Origin of the sequence: Dactylosporangium maewongense (genome assembly GCF_039531485.1) — a bacterium.
Classification (GTDB): domain Bacteria; phylum Actinomycetota; class Actinomycetes; order Mycobacteriales; family Micromonosporaceae; genus Dactylosporangium; species Dactylosporangium maewongense.
In genome coordinates this window covers 52,689-78,602 of the sequence record NZ_BAAAQD010000030.1, presented here as the reverse complement: position 1 = coordinate 78,602, position 25,914 = coordinate 52,689, and the positions used below count along the sequence as shown (strand labels likewise).

At 71.9% G+C, this 25,914-nt stretch carries 26 protein-coding genes and 1 pseudogene; 20 read left to right on the top strand and 7 right to left on the bottom strand.

The genetic code is table 11. From position 1 onward, the window contains the following. From ABD332_RS48840 to ABD332_RS48815, 6 genes and pseudogenes are all read left to right on the top strand, one after another. Complete coding sequence (locus ABD332_RS48840; RefSeq protein ID WP_344511997.1) at nt 1-402, top strand: acyl-CoA thioesterase; 402 nt, start codon at nt 1-3, stop codon at nt 400-402. 9 nt (nt 403-411) lie between these two features. Then, nucleotides 412-1,044, top strand: a complete 633-nt coding sequence (locus tag ABD332_RS48835; protein ID WP_344511995.1) for a DUF8185 domain-containing protein — start codon at nt 412-414, stop codon at nt 1,042-1,044. Between the two features lie 170 nt (nt 1,045-1,214). Beyond that, a pseudogene (locus ABD332_RS48830) lies at nt 1,215-1,768 on the top strand (type III secretion system chaperone family protein). Between the two features lie 132 nt (nt 1,769-1,900). Beyond that, complete coding sequence (gene lepA, locus ABD332_RS48825) at nt 1,901-3,778, top strand: translation elongation factor 4 (RefSeq protein WP_344511993.1); 1,878 nt, start codon at nt 1,901-1,903, stop codon at nt 3,776-3,778. Between the two features lie 41 nt (nt 3,779-3,819). Continuing rightward, on the top strand, nt 3,820-4,275 hold the full coding sequence (locus ABD332_RS48820; protein WP_344511991.1) for an NUDIX hydrolase: 456 nt from the start codon (nt 3,820-3,822) through the stop codon (nt 4,273-4,275). A 67-nt stretch (nt 4,276-4,342) separates the two neighbouring features. Beyond that, the gene (locus ABD332_RS48815; RefSeq protein ID WP_344511989.1) at nt 4,343-4,624 is read left to right on the top strand and encodes a GlsB/YeaQ/YmgE family stress response membrane protein; all 282 of its coding nucleotides are present in this window, start codon (nt 4,343-4,345) and stop codon (nt 4,622-4,624) included. Nucleotides 4,625-4,758: 134 nt separating this feature from the next. On the opposite strand, the gene ABD332_RS48810 is transcribed toward ABD332_RS48815, so the two are convergent. The 3 genes from ABD332_RS48810 to ABD332_RS48800 form a co-directional block, all read right to left on the bottom strand. Next, entirely contained in the window at nt 4,759-5,679 is a 921-nt protein-coding gene (locus tag ABD332_RS48810) for a phytanoyl-CoA dioxygenase family protein (RefSeq protein ID WP_344511987.1), read from the bottom strand. A 124-nt stretch (nt 5,680-5,803) separates the two neighbouring features. Continuing rightward, nucleotides 5,804-6,694: a hypothetical protein gene (locus tag ABD332_RS48805; protein ID WP_425552409.1), complete on the bottom strand. Its 891-nt coding sequence runs from the start codon at nt 6,692-6,694 to the stop codon at nt 5,804-5,806. 92 nt (nt 6,695-6,786) lie between these two features. Beyond that, nucleotides 6,787-7,563 carry an enoyl-CoA hydratase-related protein gene (locus tag ABD332_RS48800; protein WP_344511983.1) on the bottom strand — a complete coding sequence of 259 codons (777 nt, stop codon included), beginning with the start codon at nt 7,561-7,563 and terminating at the stop codon, nt 6,787-6,789. Between the two features lie 17 nt (nt 7,564-7,580). On the opposite strand from ABD332_RS48800, the gene hemW reads away from it, so the two are divergent. Continuing rightward, nucleotides 7,581-8,777, top strand: coding sequence for a radical SAM family heme chaperone HemW (gene hemW, locus ABD332_RS48795; protein WP_344511981.1), 1,197 nt, complete (start codon nt 7,581-7,583; stop codon nt 8,775-8,777). Nucleotides 8,778-8,855: 78 nt separating this feature from the next. On the opposite strand, the gene ABD332_RS48790 is transcribed toward hemW, so the two are convergent. Then, on the bottom strand, nt 8,856-9,473 hold the full coding sequence (locus ABD332_RS48790) for a DUF4870 domain-containing protein (protein WP_344511979.1): 618 nt from the start codon (nt 9,471-9,473) through the stop codon (nt 8,856-8,858). A 185-nt stretch (nt 9,474-9,658) separates the two neighbouring features. Here ABD332_RS48790 and hrcA point away from each other — a divergent pair, with 185 nt between their 5' ends. From hrcA to ABD332_RS48775, 3 genes are read left to right on the top strand one after another with little or no spacing between them, the layout of a single operon-like run. Further along, nucleotides 9,659-10,681, top strand: a complete 1,023-nt coding sequence (gene hrcA, locus ABD332_RS48785; RefSeq protein WP_344511977.1) for a heat-inducible transcriptional repressor HrcA — start codon at nt 9,659-9,661, stop codon at nt 10,679-10,681. Nucleotides 10,682-10,713: 32 nt separating this feature from the next. Further along, nucleotides 10,714-11,838: a molecular chaperone DnaJ gene (gene dnaJ, locus ABD332_RS48780; RefSeq protein WP_344511975.1), complete on the top strand. Its 1,125-nt coding sequence runs from the start codon at nt 10,714-10,716 to the stop codon at nt 11,836-11,838. After that, nucleotides 11,835-12,530, top strand: a complete 696-nt coding sequence (locus tag ABD332_RS48775) for a 16S rRNA (uracil(1498)-N(3))-methyltransferase (protein ID WP_344511973.1) — start codon at nt 11,835-11,837, stop codon at nt 12,528-12,530. The genes dnaJ and ABD332_RS48775 overlap by 4 nt, the downstream gene beginning before the upstream one ends. Nucleotides 12,531-12,537: 7 nt before the next feature. Here ABD332_RS48775 and ABD332_RS48770 read toward each other — a convergent pair whose 3' ends face one another. Beyond that, nucleotides 12,538-13,275 carry an SDR family NAD(P)-dependent oxidoreductase gene (locus ABD332_RS48770; RefSeq protein WP_344511971.1) on the bottom strand — a complete coding sequence of 246 codons (738 nt, stop codon included), beginning with the start codon at nt 13,273-13,275 and terminating at the stop codon, nt 12,538-12,540. Between the two features lie 42 nt (nt 13,276-13,317). Between ABD332_RS48770 and ABD332_RS48765 the strand changes: the two genes are divergently transcribed. Both ABD332_RS48765 and ABD332_RS48760 read left to right on the top strand, forming a co-directional pair. Further along, a complete protein-coding gene (locus tag ABD332_RS48765) occupies nt 13,318-13,668 on the top strand; it encodes a histidine triad nucleotide-binding protein (protein ID WP_344511969.1) in 351 nt (116 codons plus the stop codon). Further along, nucleotides 13,665-15,014, top strand: coding sequence for a serine hydrolase domain-containing protein (locus tag ABD332_RS48760; RefSeq protein ID WP_344511967.1), 1,350 nt, complete (start codon nt 13,665-13,667; stop codon nt 15,012-15,014). Before ABD332_RS48765 ends, ABD332_RS48760 begins: the two co-directional genes overlap by 4 nt. 78 nt (nt 15,015-15,092) lie before the next feature. Here the strand turns inward: ABD332_RS48760 and ABD332_RS48755 are convergent, their stop codons facing one another. Further along, nucleotides 15,093-15,863 carry a VOC family protein gene (locus tag ABD332_RS48755; RefSeq protein ID WP_344511965.1) on the bottom strand — a complete coding sequence of 257 codons (771 nt, stop codon included), beginning with the start codon at nt 15,861-15,863 and terminating at the stop codon, nt 15,093-15,095. Between the two features lie 249 nt (nt 15,864-16,112). Here ABD332_RS48755 and ABD332_RS48750 point away from each other — a divergent pair, with 249 nt between their 5' ends. Genes ABD332_RS48750 through ABD332_RS48725 form a run of 6 tightly spaced genes read left to right on the top strand, consistent with a single transcriptional unit; the run spans nt 16,113 to nt 20,764 of the window. Then, the gene (locus tag ABD332_RS48750) at nt 16,113-17,177 is read left to right on the top strand and encodes a PhoH family protein (protein WP_344511963.1); all 1,065 of its coding nucleotides are present in this window, start codon (nt 16,113-16,115) and stop codon (nt 17,175-17,177) included. A 22-nt stretch (nt 17,178-17,199) separates the two neighbouring features. Next, nucleotides 17,200-17,652, top strand: a complete 453-nt coding sequence (gene ybeY, locus ABD332_RS48745; protein WP_344511961.1) for an rRNA maturation RNase YbeY — start codon at nt 17,200-17,202, stop codon at nt 17,650-17,652. Then, on the top strand, nt 17,640-18,968 hold the full coding sequence (locus ABD332_RS48740) for a hemolysin family protein (RefSeq protein ID WP_344512080.1): 1,329 nt from the start codon (nt 17,640-17,642) through the stop codon (nt 18,966-18,968). Before ybeY ends, ABD332_RS48740 begins: the two co-directional genes overlap by 13 nt. After that, on the top strand, nt 18,961-19,314 hold the full coding sequence (locus tag ABD332_RS48735; RefSeq protein WP_344511959.1) for a cytidine deaminase: 354 nt from the start codon (nt 18,961-18,963) through the stop codon (nt 19,312-19,314). Before ABD332_RS48740 ends, ABD332_RS48735 begins: the two co-directional genes overlap by 8 nt. 18 nt (nt 19,315-19,332) lie before the next feature. Continuing rightward, complete coding sequence (locus tag ABD332_RS48730) at nt 19,333-19,863, top strand: MarR family winged helix-turn-helix transcriptional regulator (RefSeq protein ID WP_344511957.1); 531 nt, start codon at nt 19,333-19,335, stop codon at nt 19,861-19,863. A gap of 4 nt (nt 19,864-19,867) precedes the next feature. Then, nucleotides 19,868-20,764, top strand: coding sequence for an aminotransferase class IV (locus ABD332_RS48725; RefSeq protein ID WP_344511955.1), 897 nt, complete (start codon nt 19,868-19,870; stop codon nt 20,762-20,764). Between the two features lie 4 nt (nt 20,765-20,768). Here the strand turns inward: ABD332_RS48725 and ABD332_RS48720 are convergent, their stop codons facing one another. Further along, on the bottom strand, nt 20,769-21,467 hold the full coding sequence (locus ABD332_RS48720; protein ID WP_344511953.1) for a sulfotransferase-like domain-containing protein: 699 nt from the start codon (nt 21,465-21,467) through the stop codon (nt 20,769-20,771). Between the two features lie 209 nt (nt 21,468-21,676). Between ABD332_RS48720 and ABD332_RS48715 the strand changes: the two genes are divergently transcribed. Together ABD332_RS48715 and era are read left to right on the top strand one after the other, a co-directional pair. Beyond that, nucleotides 21,677-25,003 (top strand): type VII secretion EssC family protein, encoded by a 3,327-nt coding sequence (locus ABD332_RS48715; protein WP_344511951.1) that lies wholly within the window; start codon nt 21,677-21,679, stop codon nt 25,001-25,003. Between the two features lie 15 nt (nt 25,004-25,018). Continuing rightward, complete coding sequence (gene era / locus ABD332_RS48710) at nt 25,019-25,906, top strand: GTPase Era (protein ID WP_344511949.1); 888 nt, start codon at nt 25,019-25,021, stop codon at nt 25,904-25,906. The last annotated feature ends 8 nt before the right edge of the window (nt 25,907-25,914 follow it).

The following is a 25,914-nucleotide window of genomic DNA, read 5'->3' as shown; positions in this document are numbered from 1 at the left end:
GTGGCCCGCTTCGTCTACCACTGCGCCCTGCGCTGGTCCGACCTGGACGCGTACGGGCACGTCAACAACGCGCGCTTCCTCACCCTGTACGAGGAAGCGCGCGTGGCATTGATGTTCACCGCGGCGAAGTCGGCCGGGTTGCAGACGTTCGAGGACGGCATCGTCATCTCACGTCATGAGATCGACTACCTGCGGCCCATCGACTACGGCGATCCCGTGCGCATCGAGCTGTGGCTGGAGGAGATCAAGGCAAGTCGATTGACGGTCGCCTACGAGCTCTTCGACGGCGACGTGGTCGCGTCCCGCGCGCGGACCGTCTGCGTGCCCTTCGACCTTGCCGCCGGCCGGCCGCGCCGGGTCAAGGACGTCGAGCGCGAGTTCCTGTCCCCGTGGCTCGGTTAGCGGCGCTCCGTGGCTTGGTTGGACGGCCTCGGGGCCGCTGATGCCCGGGCATTCCTGGCCCGGGCGGTCCGGCTCGACGCCGGCGCGGTGGTCCGGCTGCGGCCGGCCGGTGACGACCGCGTCACCCTCTGGTCACGCCTGCCGTGGGGCGTCCTGGTGAGCCGCGGCGTCCCCGGACACGTCGACGGCGATCACACCGTCCTGGCCCGCGAGCTGCTGGTGATGCTCGATGACCAGCTTCCCGCATTCCGGGACAGCGAGTGGCGGTGGTCCATCCCCGGCGACGCGGGTGTGGTCGTGGAGCGCATCCCGGGTGCCGACATCCGGCGGGTCGGGGCGGCCGCGGCGGACACGTTGCGGACCGCCGCCGCGGAGGGCGTGGGTGGCCGTGCGGTCGGCTCCCGGGTGCTCCGCGACGCGCTGCTCGATCATGTGCCGATCGTCGTGACGACCGACGGCGGGGAGCGGGTCGAGATACCCCAACGGCTCGTGCAGGCGGTCGTGCGAATGGGGTTCATGACGAGCGAACGTGCACCTGCACGAGACTTCGTCGATGTTCGGAAATCGGGTCCATGGACGGCTCTGGCCTGCGCATATGGCTCAGCCTGGCATCGTGCTGCCAAGACTCTCTTCATCGGATAGACGGTGGTAAGACCCTCACCCGAACGGGTGGGGCGAGGGTGAAATTGGGGGCTGCTGAAACTCGTCCGAACGGGTACCGTCCTCATTCGGGTCCACCGCCGAGCGAAATCACTCGGCGACGGACCGCAATTGCGGGTGGAGGCCACGGGGGAGCTAGGGAGCGCGGGACGATGCCAAAGTGGCCATGGCGTGCCGAGCAGACGGACGGGTCGCAGACCGACACGACCGTCGCGCAGCTGGCACGGGAAGAGCCGATTCCGGTGACCGACGCGGTGTGCGACGGAGCCCCGGACGTGGGTGCGGGCGTGATCGCACCGGTGACGTTGCTGCGGGTCGCTGAGGCCCTCGAGCAGCTGGAGATTCGATACCTGACAGATGGGGATGGCAGCCTTCTCGCGCTGTGGGAGCGCCACGCTGTGCTGTTCGCCCTCGAGGGGCCGTCGGACGAGATCCTCGTCGTGCGTGCCAGGCCGCATGCCACGGTGCCCCGGACTGGGCCGACCGGTCCTACCGGGTGGTCAACGAGTGGAACCACACACGCCGCTTCTACAAGGCCTATGTCGGCGACCCCACCGACCGCGGCCAGCTCCCGATCTACGCCGAGATGCAGGTGCCCCTGCTGTCCGGTGCCCACCCCGAGCTCATCGCCGAGCTCGTCGACTGCGCGGCCGTCGTCGCGATGGGGTTCGTCGACTGGCTGCACGACGAGGGCGCACTGCTCTGACGCTGCTGTGTGCCCCGCCTTTTCCGGACATTTCCGGTAACGGCGGGGCCTCGTACCGGCGCCGCTTCGACGTGATCCGTGGGCATGGGACGATAGGGGTCTGATCCCCGCCAACTCGGAGAACGGACGCCTGTGCCACCGACGAACGACCCCGGCGTGAACCGTCCCGGTGCCACCGTGCCGGACCGGATCCGCAACTTCTGCATCATCGCGCACATCGACCACGGCAAGTCGACGCTGGCCGACAGGATGCTGCAGCTGACCGAGGTGGTCGACGCTCGGCAGATGCGGGCCCAGTATCTCGACCGCATGGACATCGAGCGCGAGCGCGGCATCACCATCAAGAGCCAGGCCGTCCGCATGCCGTGGCGGGTCCGCGAGGGGGACCTGACCGGCGAGCAGTTCGTGCTCAACATGATCGACACCCCGGGCCACGTCGACTTCACCTATGAGGTCTCCCGCAGCCTGGCCGCCTGCGAGGGCGCGGTGCTGCTGGTCGACGCGGCGCAGGGCATCGAGGCGCAGACGCTCGCCAACCTGTACCTCGCGCTCGAGAACGACATGACGATCATCCCGGTGCTCAACAAGATCGACCTGCCGGCCGCGCAGCCCGAGAAGTACGCCGAGGAGCTCGCCCACCTGATCGGCTGCGAGCCCGACGACTGCCTGCGCGTGTCGGGCAAGACCGGCGTCGGCGTGCCGCACCTGCTGGACGAGATCGTGCGGCAGCTGCCGGCGCCCAAGCCCGGCGCGGACGAGGGCACCCGGGCGATGATCTTCGACTCGGTCTACGACGTGTACCGCGGCGTCGTCACGTACGTCCGAGTCGTCGACGGCCGCCTCGGCGCCCGCGACCGGATCAAGATGATGTCGACCGGCGCGGTCCACGAGCTGCTGGAGATCGGCGTCATCTCGCCCGAGCCGATCAAGAGCGACGGGCTCGGCGCCGGCGAGGTGGGCTACCTCATCACCGGCGTGAAGGACGTGCGCCAGTCCCGGGTCGGTGACACGGTCACCATCAACGCCAAGCCGGCCACCGAGCCGCTCGGTGGCTACAAGGACCCGAAGCCGATGGTCTACTCGGGGCTCTACCCGATCGACGGCTCGGACTATCCGCTGCTGCGCGACGCGCTGGACAAGCTCAAGCTCAACGACGCCGCCCTGGTGTACGAGCCGGAGACCAGCGCCGCGCTCGGCTTCGGCTTCCGGTGCGGCTTCCTCGGCCTGCTGCACCTGGAGATCATCCAGGAGCGCCTCGAACGCGAGTTCAACCTCGACCTGATCTCCACCGCGCCCAACGTGGTCTACCGGGTGATCATGGAGGACGGCAAGGAGCACGCCGTCACCAACCCGAGCGAGTTCCCCGACGGCAAGAGCAGCAACATCTACGAGCCGACCGTCCGGGCCACCGTCCTGACCCCCAACGACTTCGTCGGCGCCGTCATGGAGCTGTGCCAGAGCCGCCGCGGCTCCCTGCAGGGCATGGACTACCTGTCGGCCGACCGCGTCGAGCTGCGCTACACGTTGCCGCTGGGCGAGATCATCTACGACTTCTTCGACCAGCTGAAGAGCCGCACCAAGGGCTACGCCAGCCTCGACTACGAGCCCAGCGGGGAACAGCAGGCCGACCTGGTGAAGGTCGACATCCTCCTGCACGGCGAGCCCGTGGACGCCTTCAGCTCGATCGTGCACAAGGACAAGGCGTACAACTACGGCGTCACCATCGCCTCCAAGCTGCAGAAGCTCATCCCGCGCCAGCAGTTCGAGGTGCCGATCCAGGCCGCGATCGGCAGCCGGATCATCGCCCGCGAGACGATCCGCGCCATCCGCAAGGACGTGCTCGCCAAGTGCTACGGCGGTGACATCAGCCGGAAGCGCAAGCTGCTGGAGAAGCAGAAGGAAGGCAAGAAGCGGATGAAGATGGTCGGCCGCGTGGAGGTGCCGCAGGAGGCGTTCATCGCCGCACTGTCCACGTCCGACGCCCCCACCGCGGACAAGCCGAAGAAGTGAAGCACTGCCCCCGTTGCGGGGCGTCCACGGACGCCCCGCCGGTGGAGTGCGCCACCTGCGGCTACGAGGTCTTCCTCAACCCCCGCCCGACCGGCACCGCCATCATCTTCGACGACGCCGACCGCTTCGTCGTCATCCGCCGCGCCCGCCCGCCGCAGGTCGGCTGGTGGGACCTGCCCGGCGGCTTCTGCGACGGCTGGGAGCACCCCCGCGACGCGGCGGTCCGCGAGGCCCGCGAAGAGCTCGGCGTCGAGGTCCGTCTCGGCGACTTCGTCGGCATGTGGATCGGCACCTACGAGTACCAGAACGAACAGCTGTCCGTCCTGGACTGCTTCTGGCTGGCCCGGCTGGCCCCCGGCGCCACCATCACCCTCGACACGTCCGAAGGCACCGAGTACGCCTGGGTGCCTTTGTCTGATCCGCCCCCTCTCGCGTTCATCACGATGGAGTCGGCCATACGCGAGGTTCGTCGATCGCCGGGGCGTTTGGTCCCCTGAGGTCACGGGCAATAAGAGCGCAACCGCAACTGCAATCCCCCAGGTTGAGGCTCTGAAGGAGGACACCGTGACTGTCACCGGAATCATCACGGCACTGATCGTCGGCCTGATCGTCGGTGCGCTCGGGCGCCTGGTCGTCCCCGGCCGCCAGAACATCCCGATCTGGCTGACCATGGTGATCGGCGTGGTCGCCGCCCTGCTCGGCACCGTCATCGCGAACGCCATCGGCATCTCCACCGACACCCCCGGTGTCGACTGGGGCGAGCTGCTGATCCAGGTGCTGGTCGCCGCGGTCGGTGTGGCCCTGGTGGTCGGCGTGGCCGGTCGCGGGCGCCGCAGCACCCTGTAACACCCCCATCGCGTCAGGCCCCCAGCCTCCCCGGACTGGGGGCCTTCGCGCGCCATGACCCCGGCGGACGCGGAGCGGCCGTGCGCCTCAGGGGTTGAGGGGCACGGCCGCTTCGGTCAGGCAGGGGGGTAAAGCTAGCGGAGCCAGGGGATGGAGCGGTCGAGGAGGCCGCGGGTCTTGAGCTCCTTGCGGAGGGGGATCTCCTCGTCGATGTAGCCGTTCCAGTTGATGCCCCAGTAGTTGGCCGTGTGCGTGGCCTCGCCCAGGAGCTGGCGCTGGACGGGGGTGCGGTTGGCCCACCACTCGCCGTCGTAGTCGATCGGCATGTCGTCGAGGTTGCGGATCCACCGGTACGTGTAACCGATGAACAGCATCTTGCGGGTGATCTCGGAGTAGTTGGGCGACCGGGAGTGCCAGAGGCGCCGGTCGAAGATGAAGCAGTCGCCCGGGTTGGCCGTGATCTCCACGGTGCCCTCGGGGTCGGGGTTCTCGACCGTGGTGTCGGCCGGGCGGGGCAGCGAGTTCCAGAGGTGGCTGCCCGGGATGACCTTGGTGGCGCCGCGGCCCTGCTCCGAGAGGTCGGAGATGACATAGGCGATCTTCAGCGAGAACATGGGCCGCGGGAGGTTCGGGTCCATGGTCTCGGGGTCGGAGTTCTGCCGGTACCCGTCCTGGTGCCAGCCCCACGAGGGAGCTTCCGTCATCGCCGCCGGCGGGGTGATGTCGAGGTGGTTGTGGTGCGTGTAGATGTTCCAGCCGGCCAGGCCCCACATGTACGGGAAGAGGGTCGGCTGGGTCAGCAGGTGCCCGAAGAGCTCGTCACGGTTCAGGAAGCCCAGCAGGTGCAGCGTGCCGTCCTTCTTCATGCTGCTGGAGCCGGCCGCCTGCTCCTCGGCGTAGACCCGGTCCATGGCGGCTTCGAGCTGCGCGCGGTGGTCTTCCTTCAACACGTTGCGGACCAGCAGGAAGCCCTGGTCCAGGAATTCCTTGCGGTCGGCCTCGCTGATCGGCTCATAGCCGGTCAGACCGCCGTAGTCGGGTGCAGCGGACGTCATGTCCTCCCCTTACTTTCGTCAACCAGGGAACGACCGATGGTAACGCGAGGTGTACAACGGACCGAGTCGGGAGTTCTCCACCGGACAGTGCGAAATCCCGTCCGAACGGCGTGCAACCTGCGCGTCAGTAGACCTCGGCGACGACGCGGTCGCCGCTGGCGCCGCCACGCTGCGTGATCCGGGCCCAGCTGCCGCTCTTCGCGGTCCACTCCATGTCGTTGAACGCGACCCGCTTGACGCCGTGGTCCTGGGCGTGGGCGACCATCCAGTGCGCGTACTGCCAGCCGGTCTTCTGCTCGCGGACCTTGAGCGCGACCCCGACGAGGTCGGTGACGTCGGCGGTGCTGACGTTGCCCCAGTCGAGCTTGACGCCGGCGGCGAGGGTCTGCGCGGCCTCGACGCCGTGGCTGGAGGACTCGGTGACGGTGCAGGAGACGGCGCCGGTGGCCTCGCCGCTCAGGGCGCGGGCCATGATCTCCGACTCGTCGACCCACTTCTCGTACGCCTCGGGGTGGGCGCTGCGCTGCACCTCCTGCGCGGCGTCGGTGACGCGCATCTTCTCCCAGCCCTTGACCTTCAGCAGGGCGGTGTAGAAGGCGTTCGCCGCGTAGCGCGGGTCGGCGATCTGCTCGGGCTTGCCCCAGCCCTGGCTGGGCCGCTGCTGGAAGAGGCCGATCGAGTCGCGGTCGCCGCCGGCGAGGTTCTCCAGCTTCGACTCCTGCCACGCGGTGGCGAGGGCCACGACCAGCGCCCGCCGGGGCACACCACGGCGCAGGCCGACGGCGGTGATGGTGGCGGCGTTGGCGACCTGCTCCGAGTCCAGCGGCACGGAGGTGACGGTCGAGGAGGAGCCGGACGACGCGGCGGGCGCGCTGCCGGCGTCGATGACGCAGGCGCGGCCCGGCGGCAGCAGCGCCGGCAGGTGGTCGCCGAGCTTCTGCAGCAGCGCGTAGATGCCGGCGGTCGCGACGATGCCGAGCACCACGATCGCGATCAGCACGTGTCGTGTACGCATCGTCACCTCCTGACCTGAGAACTTGACCAGCGTACGTCCCACCCGCCACCACATCCCCGCGCTACACACCGGGACGGGACGGGTCCGGCCGTTCAGGCGACGCCGTCAGGGATCCAGTTCGGGTCTCGTTTGTCCCGAAATGCCATGATTCCCTCGATTCCTTCGGCGGAACCGAAATACGACACGGAAAGTTCCGTCATGGCCGCCAGCTCGTCACGGAACGTGTCGGCTTTCCGTCGCCGGAGCAGCTCCTTCGTGCCGCGCAGGGCGCCCGGCGCTCCCCGTACCAGCGACGCGACGAACGCCGAGACGGCCTCGTCGACCTGGTCGGCGGCGACGGCGGCGGTGACCAGACCGATCTCGCGGGCCCGGGCGCCGTCGAACGTCGCCCCCGTCAGGAACAGCTCCGCGGCGGCGCGTGGGGACAGCCGTGGCAGCACCGTGGCGGAGATCACGGCCGGGATGACGCCGATGCGCACCTCGGAGAACGCGAATGTCGCCTCGAGCGAGCAGACCGCGATGTCGGCGGCGGCGATGAGGCCCAGGCCACCCGCGCGGGCGGGCCCGGTGAGCCGCGCGACGACGGGCTTCGGGCACTCCCAGATCGCGGTGAGCACCTCGCCGAGCCGGTTGATCGGCGGCTTGCCCGAGCCGAACGCGGCCGCGGTCTCCTTCAGGTCCGCGCCCGAGCAGAAGACCGGCCCGGTGTGGGTGAGCACGACGACCCGCACGGTGTCGTCCGCGGTGGCGGCGGCGAGCGCGGCGAGAAGCTCCTCGATCAGGGCCGTCGACAGCGCGTTGCGGTTGGCGGGGCTGTCGAGCGTGACCGTCGCCACGCCATGCGCCGTCTGTGACCGTACGAGTGGCATGCGGGCACACTAGTGAAATGCCCGGAACACTGCCAGAAGGTGAGCCGATCCCGCGGGACGGCGCGCTGCCCGACGGGGTCGCCGACGCGGCGGGGGAGGCGGGGTTCGGGGTCTACGTCCACGTCCCGTTCTGCGCGTCCCGCTGCGGGTACTGCGACTTCAACACGTACACCGCCGACGAGGGCGTCCTGAGCGCCGGCTATGCCGAGCAGGTCCTCGACGAGCTGGCCCTGGCCGCCAAGGTGGTCGCGCCGCCGCGGGTCGACACGGTCTTCTTCGGTGGCGGCACGCCGACGCTGCTGCCGCCGGCGGAGCTGGCCCGCATCCTCGACGGCATCGACCGCACCTGGGGCCTCGCCGGCGACGCCGAGGTCACCACGGAGGCCAACCCGGAGTCCGTCGACGCGGCGGGGCTGCGGCAGCTGCGCGCGGCCGGGTTCAACCGGATCTCCCTGGGCATGCAGTCCGTCGCGCCGGGCGTCCTGGCGGTGCTCGACCGTCGGCACACCCCCGGGCGGCCGGCGGCGGCGGTCGCGGAGGCGCGCGCGGCCGGGTTCGAGCGGGTCAACCTGGACCTGATCTACGGCACGCCCGGCGAGCGCCCCGAGGACTTCGCGGCGTCCCTGCGCACCGTGATCGGCTCGGGCGTGGACCACGTGAGCGCGTACGCCCTGATCGTCGAGGACGGGACCCGGCTGGCGGCCCGCATGCGCCGCGGTGAGCTGCCGTACCCGGACGACGACGTGGCCGCCGACCGCTACCTCGCCGCCGAGCAGGCCCTGACGGAGGCCGGGATGACGTGGTACGAGGTGTCGAACTGGTCCCGCGACTCGCCCTGCCGGCACAACGAGCTCTACTGGCGCGGCGGCGACTGGTGGGGCCTCGGGCCCGGCGCGCACAGCCACGTGCGGGGGGTGCGGTGGTGGAACGTGAAGCACCCGCACACGTACGCGGCGCGCCTCGCCGACGGTGCGTCGCCGGGGCACGCGCGGGAGGTGCTGACCGAGGAGGAGCGGCGCTTCGAGGACGTGCTGCTGCGGATCCGGCTCGCCTCGGGCCTGCCCCTGGCCGTCCTGGAGCCGCCGGCGCTGGAGGGCGCCCGCCGCTGCCTCGACGACGGGCTGCTGGAGGCCGGTCCGTTCGCCGAGGGCCGGGCCGTGCTCACGCTGCGTGGCCGCCTGCTCGCGGACGCCGTGGCCCGCGACCTGACCTGACCTGCCCTGACCTGAACTCAGAGGGGCCGGACATGGCGAGGGGCGGCTCGATGGCCGCCCCTCGAACGATCGGATGCCTTACTTGATGAAGCGGTACGTCATCGGGTAGCGGTACAGCTCGCCGCCGTTGGCCTTCATGCCCGCGATGATCGCGAACACGACGATGACGATCCACGGCACGATGAGCGTGAGGCCGAAGGTGCACACCGACAGCAGGGCGCCCACGAACAGGATGATGCCCCACGTGATGTGGAAGTTCAGCGCCTCGTTGGCGTGCGCCTTGACCGTGGGCGACTCGTTGCCCTTGGCCAGCAGCGCGATGAGCGGGGCGATGAAGCCGATGAAGATGCCACCGAAGTGCGCGATCAGGGCCCAGGTCTTCTCGTCGCTGTTCGCGTAGCCGACCGGGCCGGCGCCGGGGTATCCACCGGGCTGCTGGTATCCGTACTGACCCGGCTGCTGGTAACCGCCGGGCTGCTGGTAGCCACCGGGCTGCTGGTAACCGCCCTGCTGGTAGGCGTTCGGGTCCTGGTAGCCCGCGCCGCTGGTCGGCGGCGGGTAACCTCCACCGGAGACCGGCGGCTGCTGGCCGTAGTCCGGGCCCGGCGGCGGATACTGTGCCCCGCCCGGCATCGAATAGGGGTTGTTGGGGTCCTGCGGCACGCCGTACTCCCCGGGGCGAGGTGGTTCACTCATGGGGGCCACGGTAGGGGTACCGATCAACTATCGCCAGCGACGTGGCATGACTTCTTTTGGACAAACTTGGCGCAGACCAGTCCAATAGCGGCGGTTCGCACACATGACGATCATTCCGTGGGCGGCGCGGGCGACGTAGACTGGCACTCACAAAGTGGGAGTGCCAGTTTCTCGAGGAGGTGCGCATGGCTCTCGACGAGCGCAAGCTCGAGGTCCTGCGTGCCATCGTCGAGGACTACGTCGCCACCCAGGAGCCCGTCGGGAGCAAGGCCCTCGTCGAGCGGCACAACCTGCGGGTCTCGCCGGCGACGGTCCGCAACGACATGGCCGTCCTCGAGGAGGAGGGCTATATCCGGCAGCCGCACACGAGCGCCGGTCGCGTGCCCACCGACGCCGGCTACCGGCTCTTCGTCGACAAGCTGTCCCGCGTCAAGCCGCTGAGCCCCGCCGAGCGCCGGGCGATCGAGCGGTTCCTGATCGGCGCCGTGGACCTCGACGACGTCGTGCACCGCACCGTGCGGCTGCTCGCGCAGCTGACCCGGCAGGTCGCCGTCGTGCAGTATCCGAGCCTGTCGCGGGCCAGCGTGCGCCACTTCGAGCTGGTGCCGCTGTCCACCACCCGGCTGATGGTGGTCATGATCGCTGAGACCGGCCGGGTCGAGCAGCGGATGGTCGACCTGCCCGGCCCGATCCTCGCCGACGACGTCACCGAGCTGCGCCGCAGAATTAACGAGAAGCTCGTCGGCAAGCGCCTCGTGGACACCCCGCCACTCGTCCAGGCGCTCGTCGAGGAGTCCGGGCCGAGCCTGCGCCCGCCGATGACCGTCCTGTCGACCGTTCTGCTGGAGACCCTGGTCGAGCGCACCGAGGAGCGGATCGCGCTCGCCGGCACCGCCAACCTGGCCCGCGGCGGCCTGCTGGACTTCCAGGGTTCGCTGCGGCCGATCCTCGAGGCGCTCGAGGAGGAGGTCATCCTGCTCAAGCTCTTCGGCGAGGTCGAGCCGAGCATGACCCGGGTCCGCATCGGCGACGAGAACGAGATCGAGGACCTGCGCAGCGCGTCGATCGTGGCGACCGGCTATGGGCCGGGCTCCATCGTGGTGGGCGGCATGGGTGTGCTCGGGCCGACGCGGATGGACTACCCCGGAAACATCGCCACGGTGCGTGCCGTGGCACGCTACGTCGGCGATCTGCTGGGACAAGGTTGAACCTCATGGACGAGTCAGGGGCATAGGACTCAGTGGCGAAGGACTACTACGGAATTCTCGGTGTCAAACGGGACTCCACGGCCGACGAGATCAAGCGCGCTTACCGGCGGCTGGCGCGCGAGTTCCACCCGGACGTCAATCCCGATCCTGTGGCACAGGAGAAGTTCAAGGAGATCAACGCGGCCTACGAGGTGCTGTCCGACCCGCGTAAGCGGGAGATGGTCGACCTCGGCGGCGACCCGCTCGCGCCCGGTGGCGGCGGGGCCGGCCCGCAGGGCGGGGCGTTCGTAGGGTTCCAGGACATCATGGACGCGTTCTTCGGCACGACCGCCAGCCGCGGGCCTCGCCCGCGGATCCGGCCGGGCGCCGACGCGATCCTGCGGCTGGACCTCGACCTGCACGAGACCGCGTTCGGTGTCGAGGCGCCGATCACCGTCGACACCGCCGTCGTGTGCAGCACCTGCACCGGCGCCGGCACCGCGCCCAACACCCACCCGACCACCTGCGAGATCTGCGGCGGTCGCGGCGAGGTCCAGTCGGTGCAGCGCACGTTCCTCGGCCAGGTCGTCTCGGCCCGGCCGTGCTCGGCCTGCCAGGGCTTCGGCACCGTCATCCCGCACCCGTGCGCGACGTGCGGCGGCGACGGCCGGGTCCGCACCCGCCGCACGCTGACCGTGAAGATCCCGTCCGGCGTCGAGGACGGCATGCGCATCCGCCTCGCCCAGCAGGGCGAGGTCGGCCCCGGCGGCGGCCCGCCCGGGGACCTCTACGTCGAGATCCACGAGCGCCCGCACGACGTGTATTCCCGCAAGGACGACGACCTGCACTGCCGGGTCACCGTCCCGATGACGGCGGCGGCCCTCGGCACCCGGCTGACGATCAAGACCCTCGACGGCGAGGAGACGGTCGACGTCAAGGCCGGCACCCAGCCCAACCAGACGCTGCGCATCCGCGGCAAGGGCGTCCCGCACCTGCGCGGCACCGGCCGCGGTGACCTGCACGTCCACCTCGACGTGCGCACCCCGACGCGGCTGGAGCCGGAGCAGGAGAAGCTGCTGCGCGACTTCGCCCGCACCCGCGGCGAGGAGGTCGCCGAGCTGTCCAAGCAGGGCGGCTTCTTCTCCCGGGTGCGCGACGCGTTCAACGGACACGCGTGAGCCTTCCGCTCTTCCTGGTCCCCGATCTTCCTGTCGGGGACCACTGGCGGCTCGACGGGCCCGAGGGGCATCACGCGGCCAACGTGCAGCGGCTCTCGCCCGGTGAGGCGCTCCTGCTCTGCGACGGCCGCGGCGGCCTGCGGCAGGCGGTGGTCGCGGCGGCGCACAAGGGTGCGCTCGATCTCGACCTCGGCGAACTGAAGCAGGTCCCCGCGCCCGACCCGAGGATCACCGTGGTGCAGGGGATCGCCAAGGGCGAGCGGGCGGAGCTGGCCGTGCAGCTGATGACGGAGCTCGGCGTCGACCGGATCGTCCCGTGGCAGGCCGCCCGCAGCATCGCGCGGTGGAAGGACGCCAAGCCGGTCGAACGGTGGCGGTCCACGGTCCGCGAGGCGGTCAAGCAGTCCCGCCGCGCCTGGCTGCCCGAGGTCACCGACGCGCGGACCACGAAGCAGCTCTCCCTCACCGGCACCGTCCTGCTGTTGCACGAGGAGGCGTCGGAACCGCTGTCGACCGTCCCTCTCGACGGCGACATCACCCTGGTCGTCGGCCCCGAGGGCGGCATCGCACCGGAGGAGCTCGCCGCGTTCCCCGACGCCGTCCCGGTGCGCCTGGGCCCCGAGGTCCTGCGCACGTCGACGGCGGGCGCCGCCGCCCTGGCCGCCCTGTCGGTCCGCCTCGGCCGCTGGTGAGGACCGCTCAGCGGAAGTAGGAGGCGCCGTTCAGGTCGAGGACGGCGCCCGAGGACCATTCCGAGCCCGCGAGGAACAGCACCGCCTCGGCGACCTCCTCAGGCCGGGCGACCCGGTTGAACGGGCTCTGCGCGCGGATCGCGTCGCCGTCGCCGGTGGCCATGACGGCGTTGCCCATGTCGGTGGCGACGAAGCCCGGGGCGACCGCGTTGACGGCGATGCCGCGAGGGGCCAGGGCCAGGGCGAGGGACTGGGTCAGCGAGTTCAGGCCGGCCTTGGCGGCGCCGTACGCCGGGTAGCGGGGTTCGCCGCGGTACGCGCCGCGCGAGGAGACGTTGACGATCCGGCCGCCCTCGCCGAGGTGGCGGGCGGCGCACCAGCAGACGTTGGCGGGGCCGGTCAGGTTGGCGGCCAGGGTCACCTGCCAGGCGGCCTGCCAGGTGGCGTAGTCATCGGTGAGGATCGGGTGCTCGACGGCGACGGCCGCGTTGTTGACGACCACGTCGAGGCCGCCGAGGGAGAGTGCCGCGCCGTCGACGAAGGCCTGGACGGCGGCGGGGTCGGTCAGGTCGCCGGAGACGATCACGTGACCGTCGCCGGGCAGCGCCGCCCGGACCTTCTCGGCGAGGTCCGCCGAGTCGCGGTGGTGCACCGCGACCGTGTCGCCCGCCGCGGCGAACGCGTGCGCGACCGCCTCGCCGATGCCGCGGGATGCCCCTGTCACCAACACCTTGCGTCCAGCCATGGCAGCACCGTACAAGAGCCGCAGGACACATACGATGCGACTGTGACTGATGACTGCCTGTTCTGCCGCATCGTCGCGGGCGAGATCCCGGCGACCGTGGTCCACGAGACCGACGACACCCTGGCGTTCCGCGACATCGACCCGAAGGCGCCCACGCACGTGCTGGTGATCCCGAGGGCGCATCACGCCGACGTCGCGGCGCTCACCGCCGCCGACCCGGCGCTCGCCGGGAAGGTGCTCGCCGCCTGCGCCGCGGTGGCGGAGCAGGAGGGGCTGACCGGCGACGGGTACCGGCTCATCTTCAACACCGGCCGGTTCGGCGGCCAGGAGGTCTTCCACGTGCACGGGCACGTGCTCGGCGGCCGCCCGCTCGGCCGGATGCTGGCGGCATGACCGCGCTCGAGAAGTACGAGCGGCTCGCCCGTCAGGTCCAGGCCGAGGCCCGCGTTCCGGCGCTGAGCGTCGCGATCCACCGGGCGGACCGGCCGCTGTGGACGTTCACCGTCGGCGCGGACGTCGACGAGCGCAGCCAGCTGCGGATCGGCTCGGTCACCAAGACGTTCACGGCGGTGCTGGTCATGCAGTGCCGCGACGAGGGGCTCCTGGACCTCGACGACCCGATCTCCCGGCACCTGCCGGTGAAGGCACACGGCGACCTGACCGTCGGCAGGATGCTGTCGCACCTGTCGGGGCTGCAGCGTGAGCCGTTCGGCGACGTCTGGGACACGATGCAGGCGCCTGACGTGGACACGCTGCTCGACCAGCTCGACCGGGCCGAGCGGGTGCTGCCGGCCGGCCGGCGGTTCCACTACTCCAACCTCGCGATCGCGCTGCTCGGGCACCTCGCCGGGCGGCTGCGCGGCGGCACCTGGGAGGAGGTGCTGCGGGAGCGGATCCTCGACCCGCTCGGCCTGGACGACGTCGTCGTCACGCCGGCCCGGCCGGTCGTCGGCTACCAGGTCGACGCCTGGTCCGACTACGCGCACCCGGAGCCCCCGGACGACTTCGGCGCGGTCGGCCCGGCGGCGCAGCTGTGGAGCACCGCCGCGGACCTGGCGAAGTGGGCGGCGTTCCTGGCCGACCCGCGCGCGGTCGACCCTTCCGGCGGCGTCCTGGCGGCGGAGACGGTCGAGGAGATGCGGGCGCCGCGGGCCGTCACCGAGGACGTGCTGTGGGCGCGGGGGATCGGCCTGGGCCTGATCCTGCAGCCGCAGCCCGGCGGCGACCGGATCGTGCACGTCGGGCACGACGGGGCGATGCCGGGGTTCCTCGCCGGCGCCTACGGGCGGGTCGGCGGCGCCGGCACCCCCGCGGCGTTCGGGGCGGCGGCGCTCGGCTCGTCCGGCACCGCCGGTGAGGTCATCGACCTGACGCACCGGCTGCTCGCCGCGGCGGTCGAGAGCGACCCGGCCGACATCGCGCCGTGGCAGCCGGCCGAGCCGCCGCCGCAGCGGTACCGCTCGCTGCTGGGCCGCTGGTGGGGTGAGGGCTTCGAGTACGTCTTCAGCTGGCACTCCGGCGCCCTGCAGGCGCGGCAGGCGGACCAGCCCGCGAACCGTCCCCCGGCGGTCTTCGCGCCGGTCGACGGCCAGCCGGACGTGTTCCGCACGGTGTCCGGGCGGGAGGCGGGCGAGCTGCTGCGGCTGACCCGCGCCGGGGACGGCACGGTCGAGCGGCTGCACTGGGCGACGTACCGCTTCACGCGCGGCCAGGAGACGTTCGACAAGTACCGCTTCTGACCGCCGCGGGTCGCCGCGGGTCGTCGCGGGCCGTCGCGGGCCGCCCTGCGCCCGGCGGTGCCGCACGGCCGGGCGCGGTCAGCGGGAGATGATCGTGAAGACGGCGCCGTTGGGGTCCACGACGACCGCGATGCGGCCGTGCGGGGAGTCGAACGGCCCGTGCTGCACCTGGCCGCCCGCCGACCGGACCAGGTCGGCGGCGCGGTCGGTGTCGGCGGCGGCGAAGTAGACCATCCAGTGCGGCGGGATGCCCTCCCACGCGTCGGTCATCGTGAGCCGCCCGGCGACGGGATCGGCGTTGCCGAGGCTCCACGCCGTGTAGTCGAACTGCTCGTCGGCCTCGACCCGGGCCTGCCGGTAGCCGAAGAGGCCCTGGTAGAAGGCGTCGACGGGGTCCGGCTCGCGGGTGTTGACCTCCGCCCAGCACAGCGCGCCGTCCTCGTCGAACAGCTGCGAGCCGGTGTGCTGGCCCGGCTCCCACGCGCCGAACGCGGCGCCGGACGGGTCGAGGGCGAAGAGCATCCGGCCGTTGCCCGGGATGTCCATCGGCGCGACGATGATCTTGCCGCCGCCGGCGTCGACCCGGCGGGCGGTGTCCTCCAGGTCGTGTGACATGAGGTACAGGCTCCAGGCGGCGGGCGTCTGCTCCGCGCCGGGCATCGGCGGGCTCATCCCCGCCACGACCTTGCCTTCCTTGAGGCACATGACGTAATGCCCGAAGTCGGCGCCGGTGTCCAGGAACGTCCATCCGAACAGCGCCGAGTAGAACCGCTGTGCGGCGGCGAGGTCGGGGGCGACCAGGTCGGCCCAGCAGGGCTCACCGTCGACGTATCCGCTGCGCTCGACCATCAGGCCTCCCTGTCGATGTGGTCCTCTGCCTCAGTACCACCGGGCGGAGGGGCCTGTCCGGACTTTCAGCGCAAAGGACATGATCGGGCGACAACCAACCGGATATAAAGCCTATAAGGCATTAACCGGGCATCGGCAAGAAATGGGAACGGCTTCAAGGGCGGTCAGCCGATACCATGAAGAGCCTGGGACAACCCCAGCAGGAGCGAGCCCCGGAAGCAGGTGCTTGAGGCCCTACGCGGCCGACGTATGACCGAGACCCCAACCCCCGCACCGGCAGTGTCGTCGGAGCCGCCCGTGCGGGCCATCAGCAAGATCACGGTCCCCGACCCGCACACGATGGTCAGGCTGCTCGGCGCCGGAGACGAGATCCTCAAGCTCGTCGAGCGGGCCGTCAGCAGCGACGTGCACGTGCGGGGCAACGAGATCACCATCACCGGCGCGGCCGCGGACAACGCCATGGCCGAGCGCATCTTCAGCGAGCTCATCGAGCTGGTGCGCAAGGGGGAGACGCTCACCCAGGACACCGTCCGGCGCACCGTCGGGATGCTCCAGCAGAACACGACGGAGCGCCCCGCCGATGTGCTGACCCTCAACATCCTCTCCCGGCGCGGCCGCACCATCCGGCCGAAGACGCTCGGGCAGAAGCGGTATGTCGACTCGATCGACCAGCACACGATCGTGTTCGGCATCGGCCCGGCCGGCACCGGCAAGACCTACCTCGCCATGGCGAAGGCGGTCCAGGCGTTGCAGGCCAAGCAGGTCAACCGGATCATCCTGACCCGGCCGGCGGTCGAGGCCGGCGAGCGGCTGGGCTTCCTGCCCGGCACGCTCTACGACAAGATCGACCCGTACCTGCGCCCGTTGTACGACGCGCTGCACGACATGCTCGACCCGGAGTCCATCCCCAAGCTGATGGCCGCCGGGACGATCGAGGTCGCGCCGCTGGCGTACATGCGCGGCCGCACGCTGAACGACGCCTTCATCATCCTCGACGAGGCGCAGAACACGACGCCCGAGCAGATGAAGATGTTCCTCACCCGGCTCGGCTTCGGCTCGCGCATCGTGGTCACCGGCGACGTGACGCAGATCGACCTACCCGGGGGCACCCGCAGCGGCCTCAGGGTGGTCCGTGAGATCCTCGGTGACGTCGAAGACGTGCACTTCGCCCAGCTCGGCAGCGCCGATGTCGTGCGCCACCGGCTGGTCAGTGAGATCGTCGACGCCTACGCCAAGTGGGATGAGGCGCAGGAGGCACAGGAGGCCCAGAAGCCGCCGGTGCGTGCTGTGCCCGACCGCGGGCGCCGCAGGTAACCCCGGCTAACAGGAGCAGTTGTTGTCCATCGAGATCGCCAATGAGTCCGGCGTCGACGTCAACTCCGACACCATTCTCGCGGTGGCGCGGCACGCGCTCGACGAGATGGGGGTCAACCCGCTCGCCGAGCTGTCGATCCTGCTCGTCGACGTCGAGTACATGACGGAGCTCAACCACCGCTGGATGGACGGCGACGGCCCGACCGACGTGCTGGCCTTCCCGATGGACGAGGGCAGCGTCGACCACGGCCCCGGCGAGGGCGGCGGCGAGCCCGCGCTGCTCGGCGACATCGTGCTGTGCCCGGAGGTGGCGGCGAAGCAGGCCGCCGCCGCCGGGCACGCCACCATCGACGAGCTGGCGCTGCTCACCGTCCACGGCACCCTGCACCTGCTGGGCTACGACCATGCCGAGCCCGAGGAGGAGGCCGAGATGTTCGGCCTGCAGGCACGGCTTCTGGAGAGCTGGCGCAAGTGAGTGACGTGACCTTGCTGACGACCGCCGCAGGGCTGGTCGTGGTGGCAGGGTTGTTCGCGATGTCCGACGCCGCGCTCAACGTGGTGTCGCCGGCCCGTGCCCACGAGCTGGCCCGGGAGGGCAAGCCCGGCGCCAACGCCCTGCAGGTCATCGCGGCCGACCCGGCCCGCTACATCAACCTGCTCCTGCTGCTGCGGCTGCTGTGCGAGCTGACCGCGACCACACTCGTCGCGCTCGTCAGCGCCGCGGCCGTCGGCGGCGACCGCGACTGGCTCGCCGCGCTCATCACCGCCGGCTCGATGACGGTGGTGAGCTTCGTCGTCGTCGGTGTCGGCCCGCGCACGATCGGCCGCCAGCACGCCTACGCGGTCGCCCGGATCGCCGCGCCCCCGGTCCGGTGGCTCGGCACCGCCCTGGGCCCCCTGGCCCGGTTGCTGATCCTCATCGGCAACGCCGTGACCCCCGGCAAGGGCTACCGCGAGGGGCCCTTCGCCACCACCATCGAGCTCCGCGAGCTCGTCGACCTCGCCGAGCAGCGCGGCGTCGTCGAGCACGGCGAGCGCGACATGATCCACTCGGTGTTCGCCCTCGGCACGACGATCGCCCGCGAGGTCATGGTCCCGCGCACCGAGATGGTCTGGATCGAGACGCACAAGACCGTCCGCCAGGCGCTCATGCTCGCGATGCGCAGCGGGTTCTCCCGCATCCCCGTCGTCGGGGAGAACGTCGACGACGTCCTCGGCATCGCCTACCTCAAGGACCTCGTCCGCCGCACCTCCGGCGACGCGGCCGCCGGCGACATCCCCGTCGCCCAGATCATGCGCGACGCCACGTTCGTCCCCGAGTCGAAGCCCGTCGACGACCTGCTCCGCGAGATGCAGGCCGCCCGCACCCACATGGCGATCATCATCGACGAGTACGGCGGCACCGCCGGCCTCGTCACGATCGAGGACATCCTCGAGGAGATCGTCGGCGAGATCACCGACGAGTACGACGTCGCCGAGCGCCCCCCGGTCGAGGAGCTCCCCGACGGCGCGTACCGGATCACCAGCCGCCTGCCGGTCGAGGACCTCGGCGAGCTGTTCGACGTGGAGCTTCCAGCCGACGAGGTCGAGACCGTCGCCGGCCTCCTCGCGCAGGCCCTCGGCCGCGTCCCGATCCCCGGCGCCGCCGCCGTCGTCGGCGGCCTGCACCTGCTCGCCGAGGGCACCGCCGGCCGCCGCAACCGCATCGACACCCTGCTCGTCCGCCGGGCCGACCCCGACGACGAGGAGCAGGCCAGCCACGACAGCGAAAGGCAGCACGCCGATGCCTGAGTCAGAGCCCTCGCAGCTCTCCGCGGAGGACGCGAAGCTGGTGACCCTGGCCCGGGCCGCCCGCGCCCGGATCGGCGCCGCGGAGGGCGCCGCCGTCCGCGACGGCGACGGCCGCACCTACAACGCCGCCTCCGTCGCCCTGCCGTCCCTGTCGGTCACCGCGCTGCAGCTGGCGGTGGCGATGGCGGTCGCGTCCGGCGCCGGCAAGATCGAGGCCGCCGCCGTCGTCACCGAGGCGTCGTCGCTGGACACCCTGGGCCGCGCCGCCGTCCGCGACGTGTCGCCGTCCGCCCCCATCCACCTGGCCGCCCCCGACGCAGTCGTCTTCGCCACCATCGCGGACTGACGCCGGGGATCGACGTTGGTGCGCAGAGACCGGGTCGACGACGTCGTCGACGAGTGGCGGGTGCAGCTGCCCGACACGGTCGGGCCCGCGATGGAGCTCGGCAAGCGGATCCACCGGCTCGCCGGCCGGCTGCAGGAGGTCGTCCGCGCCGAGACGGCGGCGGTCGGGCTGACGCCGGCCGAGTTCGACGTGCTGTCCGCGCTGCGGCGGGTGGGTGCGCCGTACGCGCTGAAACCCTCCGACCTGGCCGGCAGCCTGCTGCTCACGTCCGGCGGGATCAGCAACGTGCTGCGCAGGCTGCAGCAGGACGGCGTGATCGAGCGGGCCGCCGACGCCGCCGACGCCCGCGTCGCCTGGGTCAGGCTGACGCCGAAGGGGGTCACGGTCGCCGAGCGGGTCGTGCGGGCCGTGACGAGGGCGCAGGCGCGGCTCTTCGCCCCCGTGCCGGACGAGCTGCTGCTCACCGCGGCCGGCCACCTCAGGGAGCTGCTGGTGGAGCTGGGCGACGAAGCCGCTGAGGCCGCTGAGGCCGTATCCGAAGGAGCTTGAGCACGTGCTGCAGCAGTACGACCCCCGCAACGCCGACATCCGCTACTGGGTCGACGGCGTGCTGCGGCACCGCGACGAGCCGGGGATCTCGCCGTTCGACTCGGTGGTGCAGGGCGGCGACGCCGTCTGGGAGGGGCTGCGGGTCTACGACGGCGGCGTCTACGGCCTCCGCGAGCACCTGGCGCGGCTGCGGCGCTCGGCCCTGGCGCTCGGCTTCGAGCGGATCCCCGCCGACGAGGAGATCGTGGCCGCGGTGCGGGCGACGCTGGACGCCAACGCCATGCGCGACGGCGTCCACGTGCGGCTCACCCTGACCAGGGGCGTCAAGGTCACCAGCGGCATGGACCCGCGGCTCAACGCGTCCGGCTGCACGCTGATCGTGCTCGCCGAGCACAAGCCGCCGGTGTACGACACGGGCGGCCTCTCCCTGGTGACCTCCAGCGTGCGGCGCCCCGGCCCGGACGTGCTCGACCCGAAGATCCACCACAACAACCTGATCAACTCGATCCTGGCGAAGATGGAGGCGAACCTCGCCGGCGCCGACGACGCGATGATGCTCGACGGCCGCGGGTTCGTCGCGGAGACCAACGCCACGCACCTGTTCGCGGTCGTCGACGGCGGCCTCGTCACGCCGCGGGCGGTCGCCTGCCCGGAGGGCATCACCCGCGACACCGTCATCCGGCTCGCGCCCGGCGAGGGGCTGAGCGTGGCCGTCCGCGACGTGTCGCAGGTCGAGATGTACACCGCCGACGAGGTCTTCTGCACCGGCACGATGGGCGAGATCGCCGGCGTCGTGCGGATCGACGGCCGCCCCATCGGCGACGGCACCGTCGGCCCCGTCACGAGCCGCCTCGCCGAAACGTACCGCGACCATGCCCGCAAGCACGCCCAGCGGCTGTAGCGGCTCAGAGGCTGTGCGCGGACAGCTCCGTGTAGAGCGGGGCGGCCGCGTCGACGAGCCACCGCAGGCGCTCCGGGACGTCGGCGGGGCGCGGGTCGTGGGCGGCGAAGCCCGTCGAGGACTCGACCGCCGCGTACCAGTGCGGCGCCCACACCCCGTCGGTGTCGCGCCGCCCGGCCGGCCACGCCAGCATCGCCGGGTCCCACGGGACGCCGAGCGCCGCGCAGAGTCGCGACAGCGTGCCCGCCGGGTCGCGCAGCACGTCCGCGGCGTCGACGACCGGGCCGCCGTACGCGCGGAAGATCTCCACCTGCTGCTCGTAGCCGAGGTCGGCGAGGGTCGGCTCGCCACGGACCTTCGCGTAGGAGGCGACCACGTACGCCGGGTCCCGGACGAGGAACGCGTTGCGGACCGCCCCCAGCCATTCCCGGCCGATGTCCGGCAGCAGGTGGTGGGTCATGTGCTTCTGGTAGTGCACCGCCGCCGGCACGTCCGCGACCAGCGCCGACACGGCCTCCCGCCAGTCGACGGGCTGGGACGCCAGGATCTCCTCCCGGCCCGGGTGCTCGATGCCGGTCGCGGCCAGATAGTGCGCATACAGCGGCTCGTCGACCACCACCGTGTCCGCCCGCGCGCCGAAGCTGCGCATCATCGCGGTGGAGATGTTGCGGGGGCCGGACCACATCGCCACTCGTACCGTCATGGCTGACGAGGGTAACCGACGCGGCTTTCCGCCAGTTTTACTGCTGTATGTGACGGAATCCTGGTGCGCGTCGATGCGATCCACTCGGCCTTCCGGCGCTTACTGTCGGATGCGGAGCCCTGCAGTGCGCCCGCCCCGCCACCAGGCCTACTGGACAACGCCGACAGGTAGCCGACGGACGCACTGCGCGGGAAGGAAGGGGCCGGTCCATGGACCTGCTGATCGACGTGCGAGTGGCGCGACGGGACGGCACGACGCCGTCGTCGCTGTCAACCGGACGGGACCGCACGGTCCGCCTCCGGGCCGACCACGGCGGCACCGTCACCGACCTCATCACCGCGCTCCTGAGCGACCTCGACCCCGCCGACCGGCCGCAGCAGGCGACCTGGGCGTGGAACCTGCGCACCGGCCGCCGCCTCGACCCGGCCCGCCCGCTCGGCGCGCAGGGGCTGCGGTGCGGCGACACGATCGTGCTCGGCCCGCCCGAGCAGGCACCCGAAACGCCGGTCGCGCCCGCCGAGCACCGCTTCGAGCTGCTCGTCGTCGCCGGGCCCGACGCCGGACGGTGGCTGCCGCTGCCGGCGGGGGAGTTCGTCATCGGCGCCGACCCCTCCGGTGACCTGGTCCTCGCCGACCCGGCCGCCGGCCGCCGCCACCTGCACCTGGGCATCGGCAGCCACGAGGTCGCCGCGACCGACCTGCGCTCGCCGGCCGGCACCACCATCGACGGCGAGCCGCTGACCGGCACCGTCACCCTCGCCCCCGGGCAGCTGCTGCGCCTCGCCGGCACCCTCGTCACCGTCGAGGAGACACCCGCCCTCGACATGCCCGTCGGCGCGGCGCCGGCCGTGTGGCTGCCGACGGTGCCGCAGCCGCCGAAGAAGCGGCGCCTGGCGTTCCGGCGCTCGACCCTCGACCCGGTCGCCGAGTTCGCCGCCGCCGTCGAACGCGCCGAGGCCGACGCCGCCGTCAAGCACCGGGCGGTGCTGCGGATGCGCCGCGCCGCGACACCGAGCCTGGCGCATCTCGCCCGCGCCGCCGACCGGTACGCGGGCAGCATCGACAACCCGGAGCTCGCCGCGGTGCGGGCCGGTGGCCTCTGGGCCCGCCGCCCCGACGACCGCGACTTCCTCACGCTGCGGCTGCGGACCGCCGACCTGCCGGGCCGGCTCCGCTTCGAACAGCCGCCGCCGGGCCCCGACGCCGACCCGGCCCACGTCGAGCGGACCGAGACGCTGCGGGCCCGGCACGCCGTCGACCGGGACGTGCCCGTCGAGGCCGACCTGCGGGTCCTCGGCGCGCTCGGCGTCGCCGGCCCCACCGGCGTCACCGACGGGGTGCTGCGCTCCTGGCTGACCCAGCTGGCGACCCTCGCCAACCCCACCGACCTCGCCGTCGTCGTGCTCAGCGACGCGCCGGAGTGGACCTGGACCGGCTGGCTGCCGCACACCCGGACGCTGACCGCCGCGATCGCCCCCGGCGCACGCACGATCGCCGCGGGCGAGGAGGACCGGCTGCAGGTCCTGGCGCTCGTCGAGGCGCTGCTGCGCCAGCGGCGCCGGGGCCGGCACGCGATCGCCGAGTCGTTCGTGCCGCACGTCGTCGTCGTGCTGCCCGATCCGTCGCTGGTGCCGCCGGCGTCCCTGACCCGCCTCGTCGAGGAGGGCCCGCGCTGCGGGATCAGCCTGCTGGTCGGCGCGCCGACCCGCGACGAGCTGCCCCCGGGCGTCTCCGTGCAGGACGGCGAGCCGCTGCCGGCGGACGTCGCGACACGGGTCGCGCACGCGCTCGCCGCCACGCCCGACGCCGCCGGCAGCGCCGCGCCGCGGGTTGCGCCCCTCGCCGAGGTGCTGAACCTGACCGAGCTGAGCCCGAGCGCGATCGTGAAGCGCTGGGTGCCGTCGACCCGCGACCGCGGGCTGGCCGCGCCGATCGGGCTCGGCGGCATGGCAGCCGGCGGGGTCGGGCCGGTCCGCGTGGACCTGCGCCGGGACGGGCCGCACGGGCTCGTCGCGGGGGTGGGCGGCTCGGGCCGCTCGTGGCTGCTGCGGTCCTACCTGGCCGCGCTGGCCGCCACCTACCCGGCGAACCGTCTCACGTTCGTCCTCATGGACTTCCCGCCCGCCTCCGGTGCCGTTTCCGGGTCGGATCCGGCCGCCGACGCCGACCCGGGTTCCGCGCCCGTCGGCACCTTCGCTGAATGTGTCTCGCTGCCGCACACCGTCGGCGTCTTCACCGACACCGACCCGCACCAGGCCCGCCGGGTCCTCGTGTCGCTCAACGCGGAGCTGCGCCGCCGCGAGGCCGTCCTGCGCCGGCACTCGGTCAAGGACATCGTCGAGATGGAACGCAAGTTCCCGGCGGCGGCCCCGGCGAACCTGCTCGTCGTCGTCGCCGAGTTCGTCGACGCCCCCGCCGACTTCGTGCCCGCCCTGCGGGAGCTCGCCCGCCGCGGCCGGCACGCCGGCGTCCACCTGCTGCTGGCGACCGCGAAACCGCACGGCGCCGTCGACGACGACCTGCGCGCCGAGGCCGACCTGCGCATCGCGCTGCGCGTCGAGGAGGAGGCCGACAGCCTCGAGGTGCTCGAACGCCCCGACGCGGCGCACCTGTCGCCGCTGCTCGCCGGGCGGGCGTTCGTGCGGACCACCGAGGGCGGCTTCCAGGCCGTCCAGGTCGCCTACGGCGGGTTCCGGTCCCCAGCCGGCCGCCGCGCCACCCCGACCACGGTCACCGAGGTCCGCTTCGAGTCCGGGCTCATCGACCGCGAAGCGCTCGACGCACCCGTCGGCGGCGACGAGTCCGCGCCGACGGACCTACAGCGGCTCGTGGAGGCCATCAGCGCCGCGCACCGCGAGGCCCGCGTCCCCGACCAGCCGCGGCCCTGGCAGCCGCCGCTCGCCCAGTCGTACACCCTCGACGAGCTGACCCAGCCGGAGACGGCAGGTCACGGGTCGGGGTTCTCCGCCGCGATCGGCATGGTCGACCTGCCCAACTCGCAGGCCCGCCAGGTCTGGCAGCTCGACCTCGACGAGCTCGGCCACCTGCTCGTCTTCGGACCCACCGGCGGCGGCAAGAGCAGCCTGCTCGACACGGTCGCCGCCTCGTTCTCGGCCCGGTTCGACGGGACCAGGCTGCGCGTGTACCGCGTCGACGGCACCGCCGTCGAGCAGGCCGAGGCGCTGCTCGCCACCATCGACAAGCTGGTCGTGGAGCGGGCCGCGCTCGCCGAGCACGCCGGCGCCCGCGTCCTCGTCCTCGTCGACGGCCACGACGTACGGCTCAACGACGCCCTCATCCGGCTCGCCGGCGACGGCAAAGCGGTCGGCGTGCACCTGGTCCTCGCGACCGAGCAGCGCAGCGCCGTGCCGACGGCCCTGTCCCGGCTCATGCCCGGCCGGATCGTGCTCCGATCCGCCGGCCGGGGCCTCGTCGAGGGCACGATCGAGCTGCAGACGGCCCTCGCCACACCACCCGACGCACGCACCGTCACAACACCTGCACAACGCCCCCGCCAGTTGCAGCTCGAGGTCTGAGTACGCTGAACCACCGTGCAGCACAACTACCACGCAGGCTTCGCGTGCTTCGTCGGCCGGCCCAACGCGGGCAAGTCGACGCTCACCAACGCGATCGTCGGCCAGAAGATCGCGATCACGTCGGCGAAGCCGCAGACCACCAGGCACACCGTCCGCGGTGTCGTACACCGGCCGGACTCGCAGCTCGTGCTCGTGGACACCCCCGGGCTGCACCGGCCGCGGACCCTGCTGGGGGAGCGGCTCAACGACCTCGTCCGGGCCACCTGGAGCGAGGTCGACGTGATCGGCCTCTGCCTGCCCGCCGATGAGGAGATCGGCCGCGGTGACCGCTTCATCACCGGCGAGATCGCCGAGCTGAAGGCCACCCTCGTCGCGGTCGTCACCAAGACCGACCTCGTCGACCGCGGCAAGCTCGCCGAGCGGCTCCTCGCCGTGCAGGAGCTCGGCGACTTCGCCGACATCGTGCCGGTCAGCGCCGTCTCCGGCGCGCAGGTCCAGACCCTCGTCGACGTCATGATCAAACACCTGCCGGAGTCGCCGCAGCTGTACCCGGACGGCATGCTCACCGACGAACCCGAGCACGTCCTCATGGCCGAGCTCATCCGTGAGGCCGCCCTCGAAGGCGTACGCGACGAGCTCCCGCACTCGATCGCCGTCCTGGTCGAGGAGGTGCTGGTTGAGGAAGGCGGCCTGACCAGGGTCTTCGCCGACGTCTACGTGGAGCGCTCCAGCCAGAAGGCGATCGTCATCGGCCACCAGGCGAGCCGCCTCAAGGACGTCGGCACCCGCGCCCGCCGGGCGATCGAGGACCTCGTCGGCGGCCGCGTCTACCTCGACCTGCACGTCCGGGTCGCCAAGGACTGGCAGCGGGACCCGAAGCAGCTGCGCCGCCTGGGCTTCTGAGGGTTCTT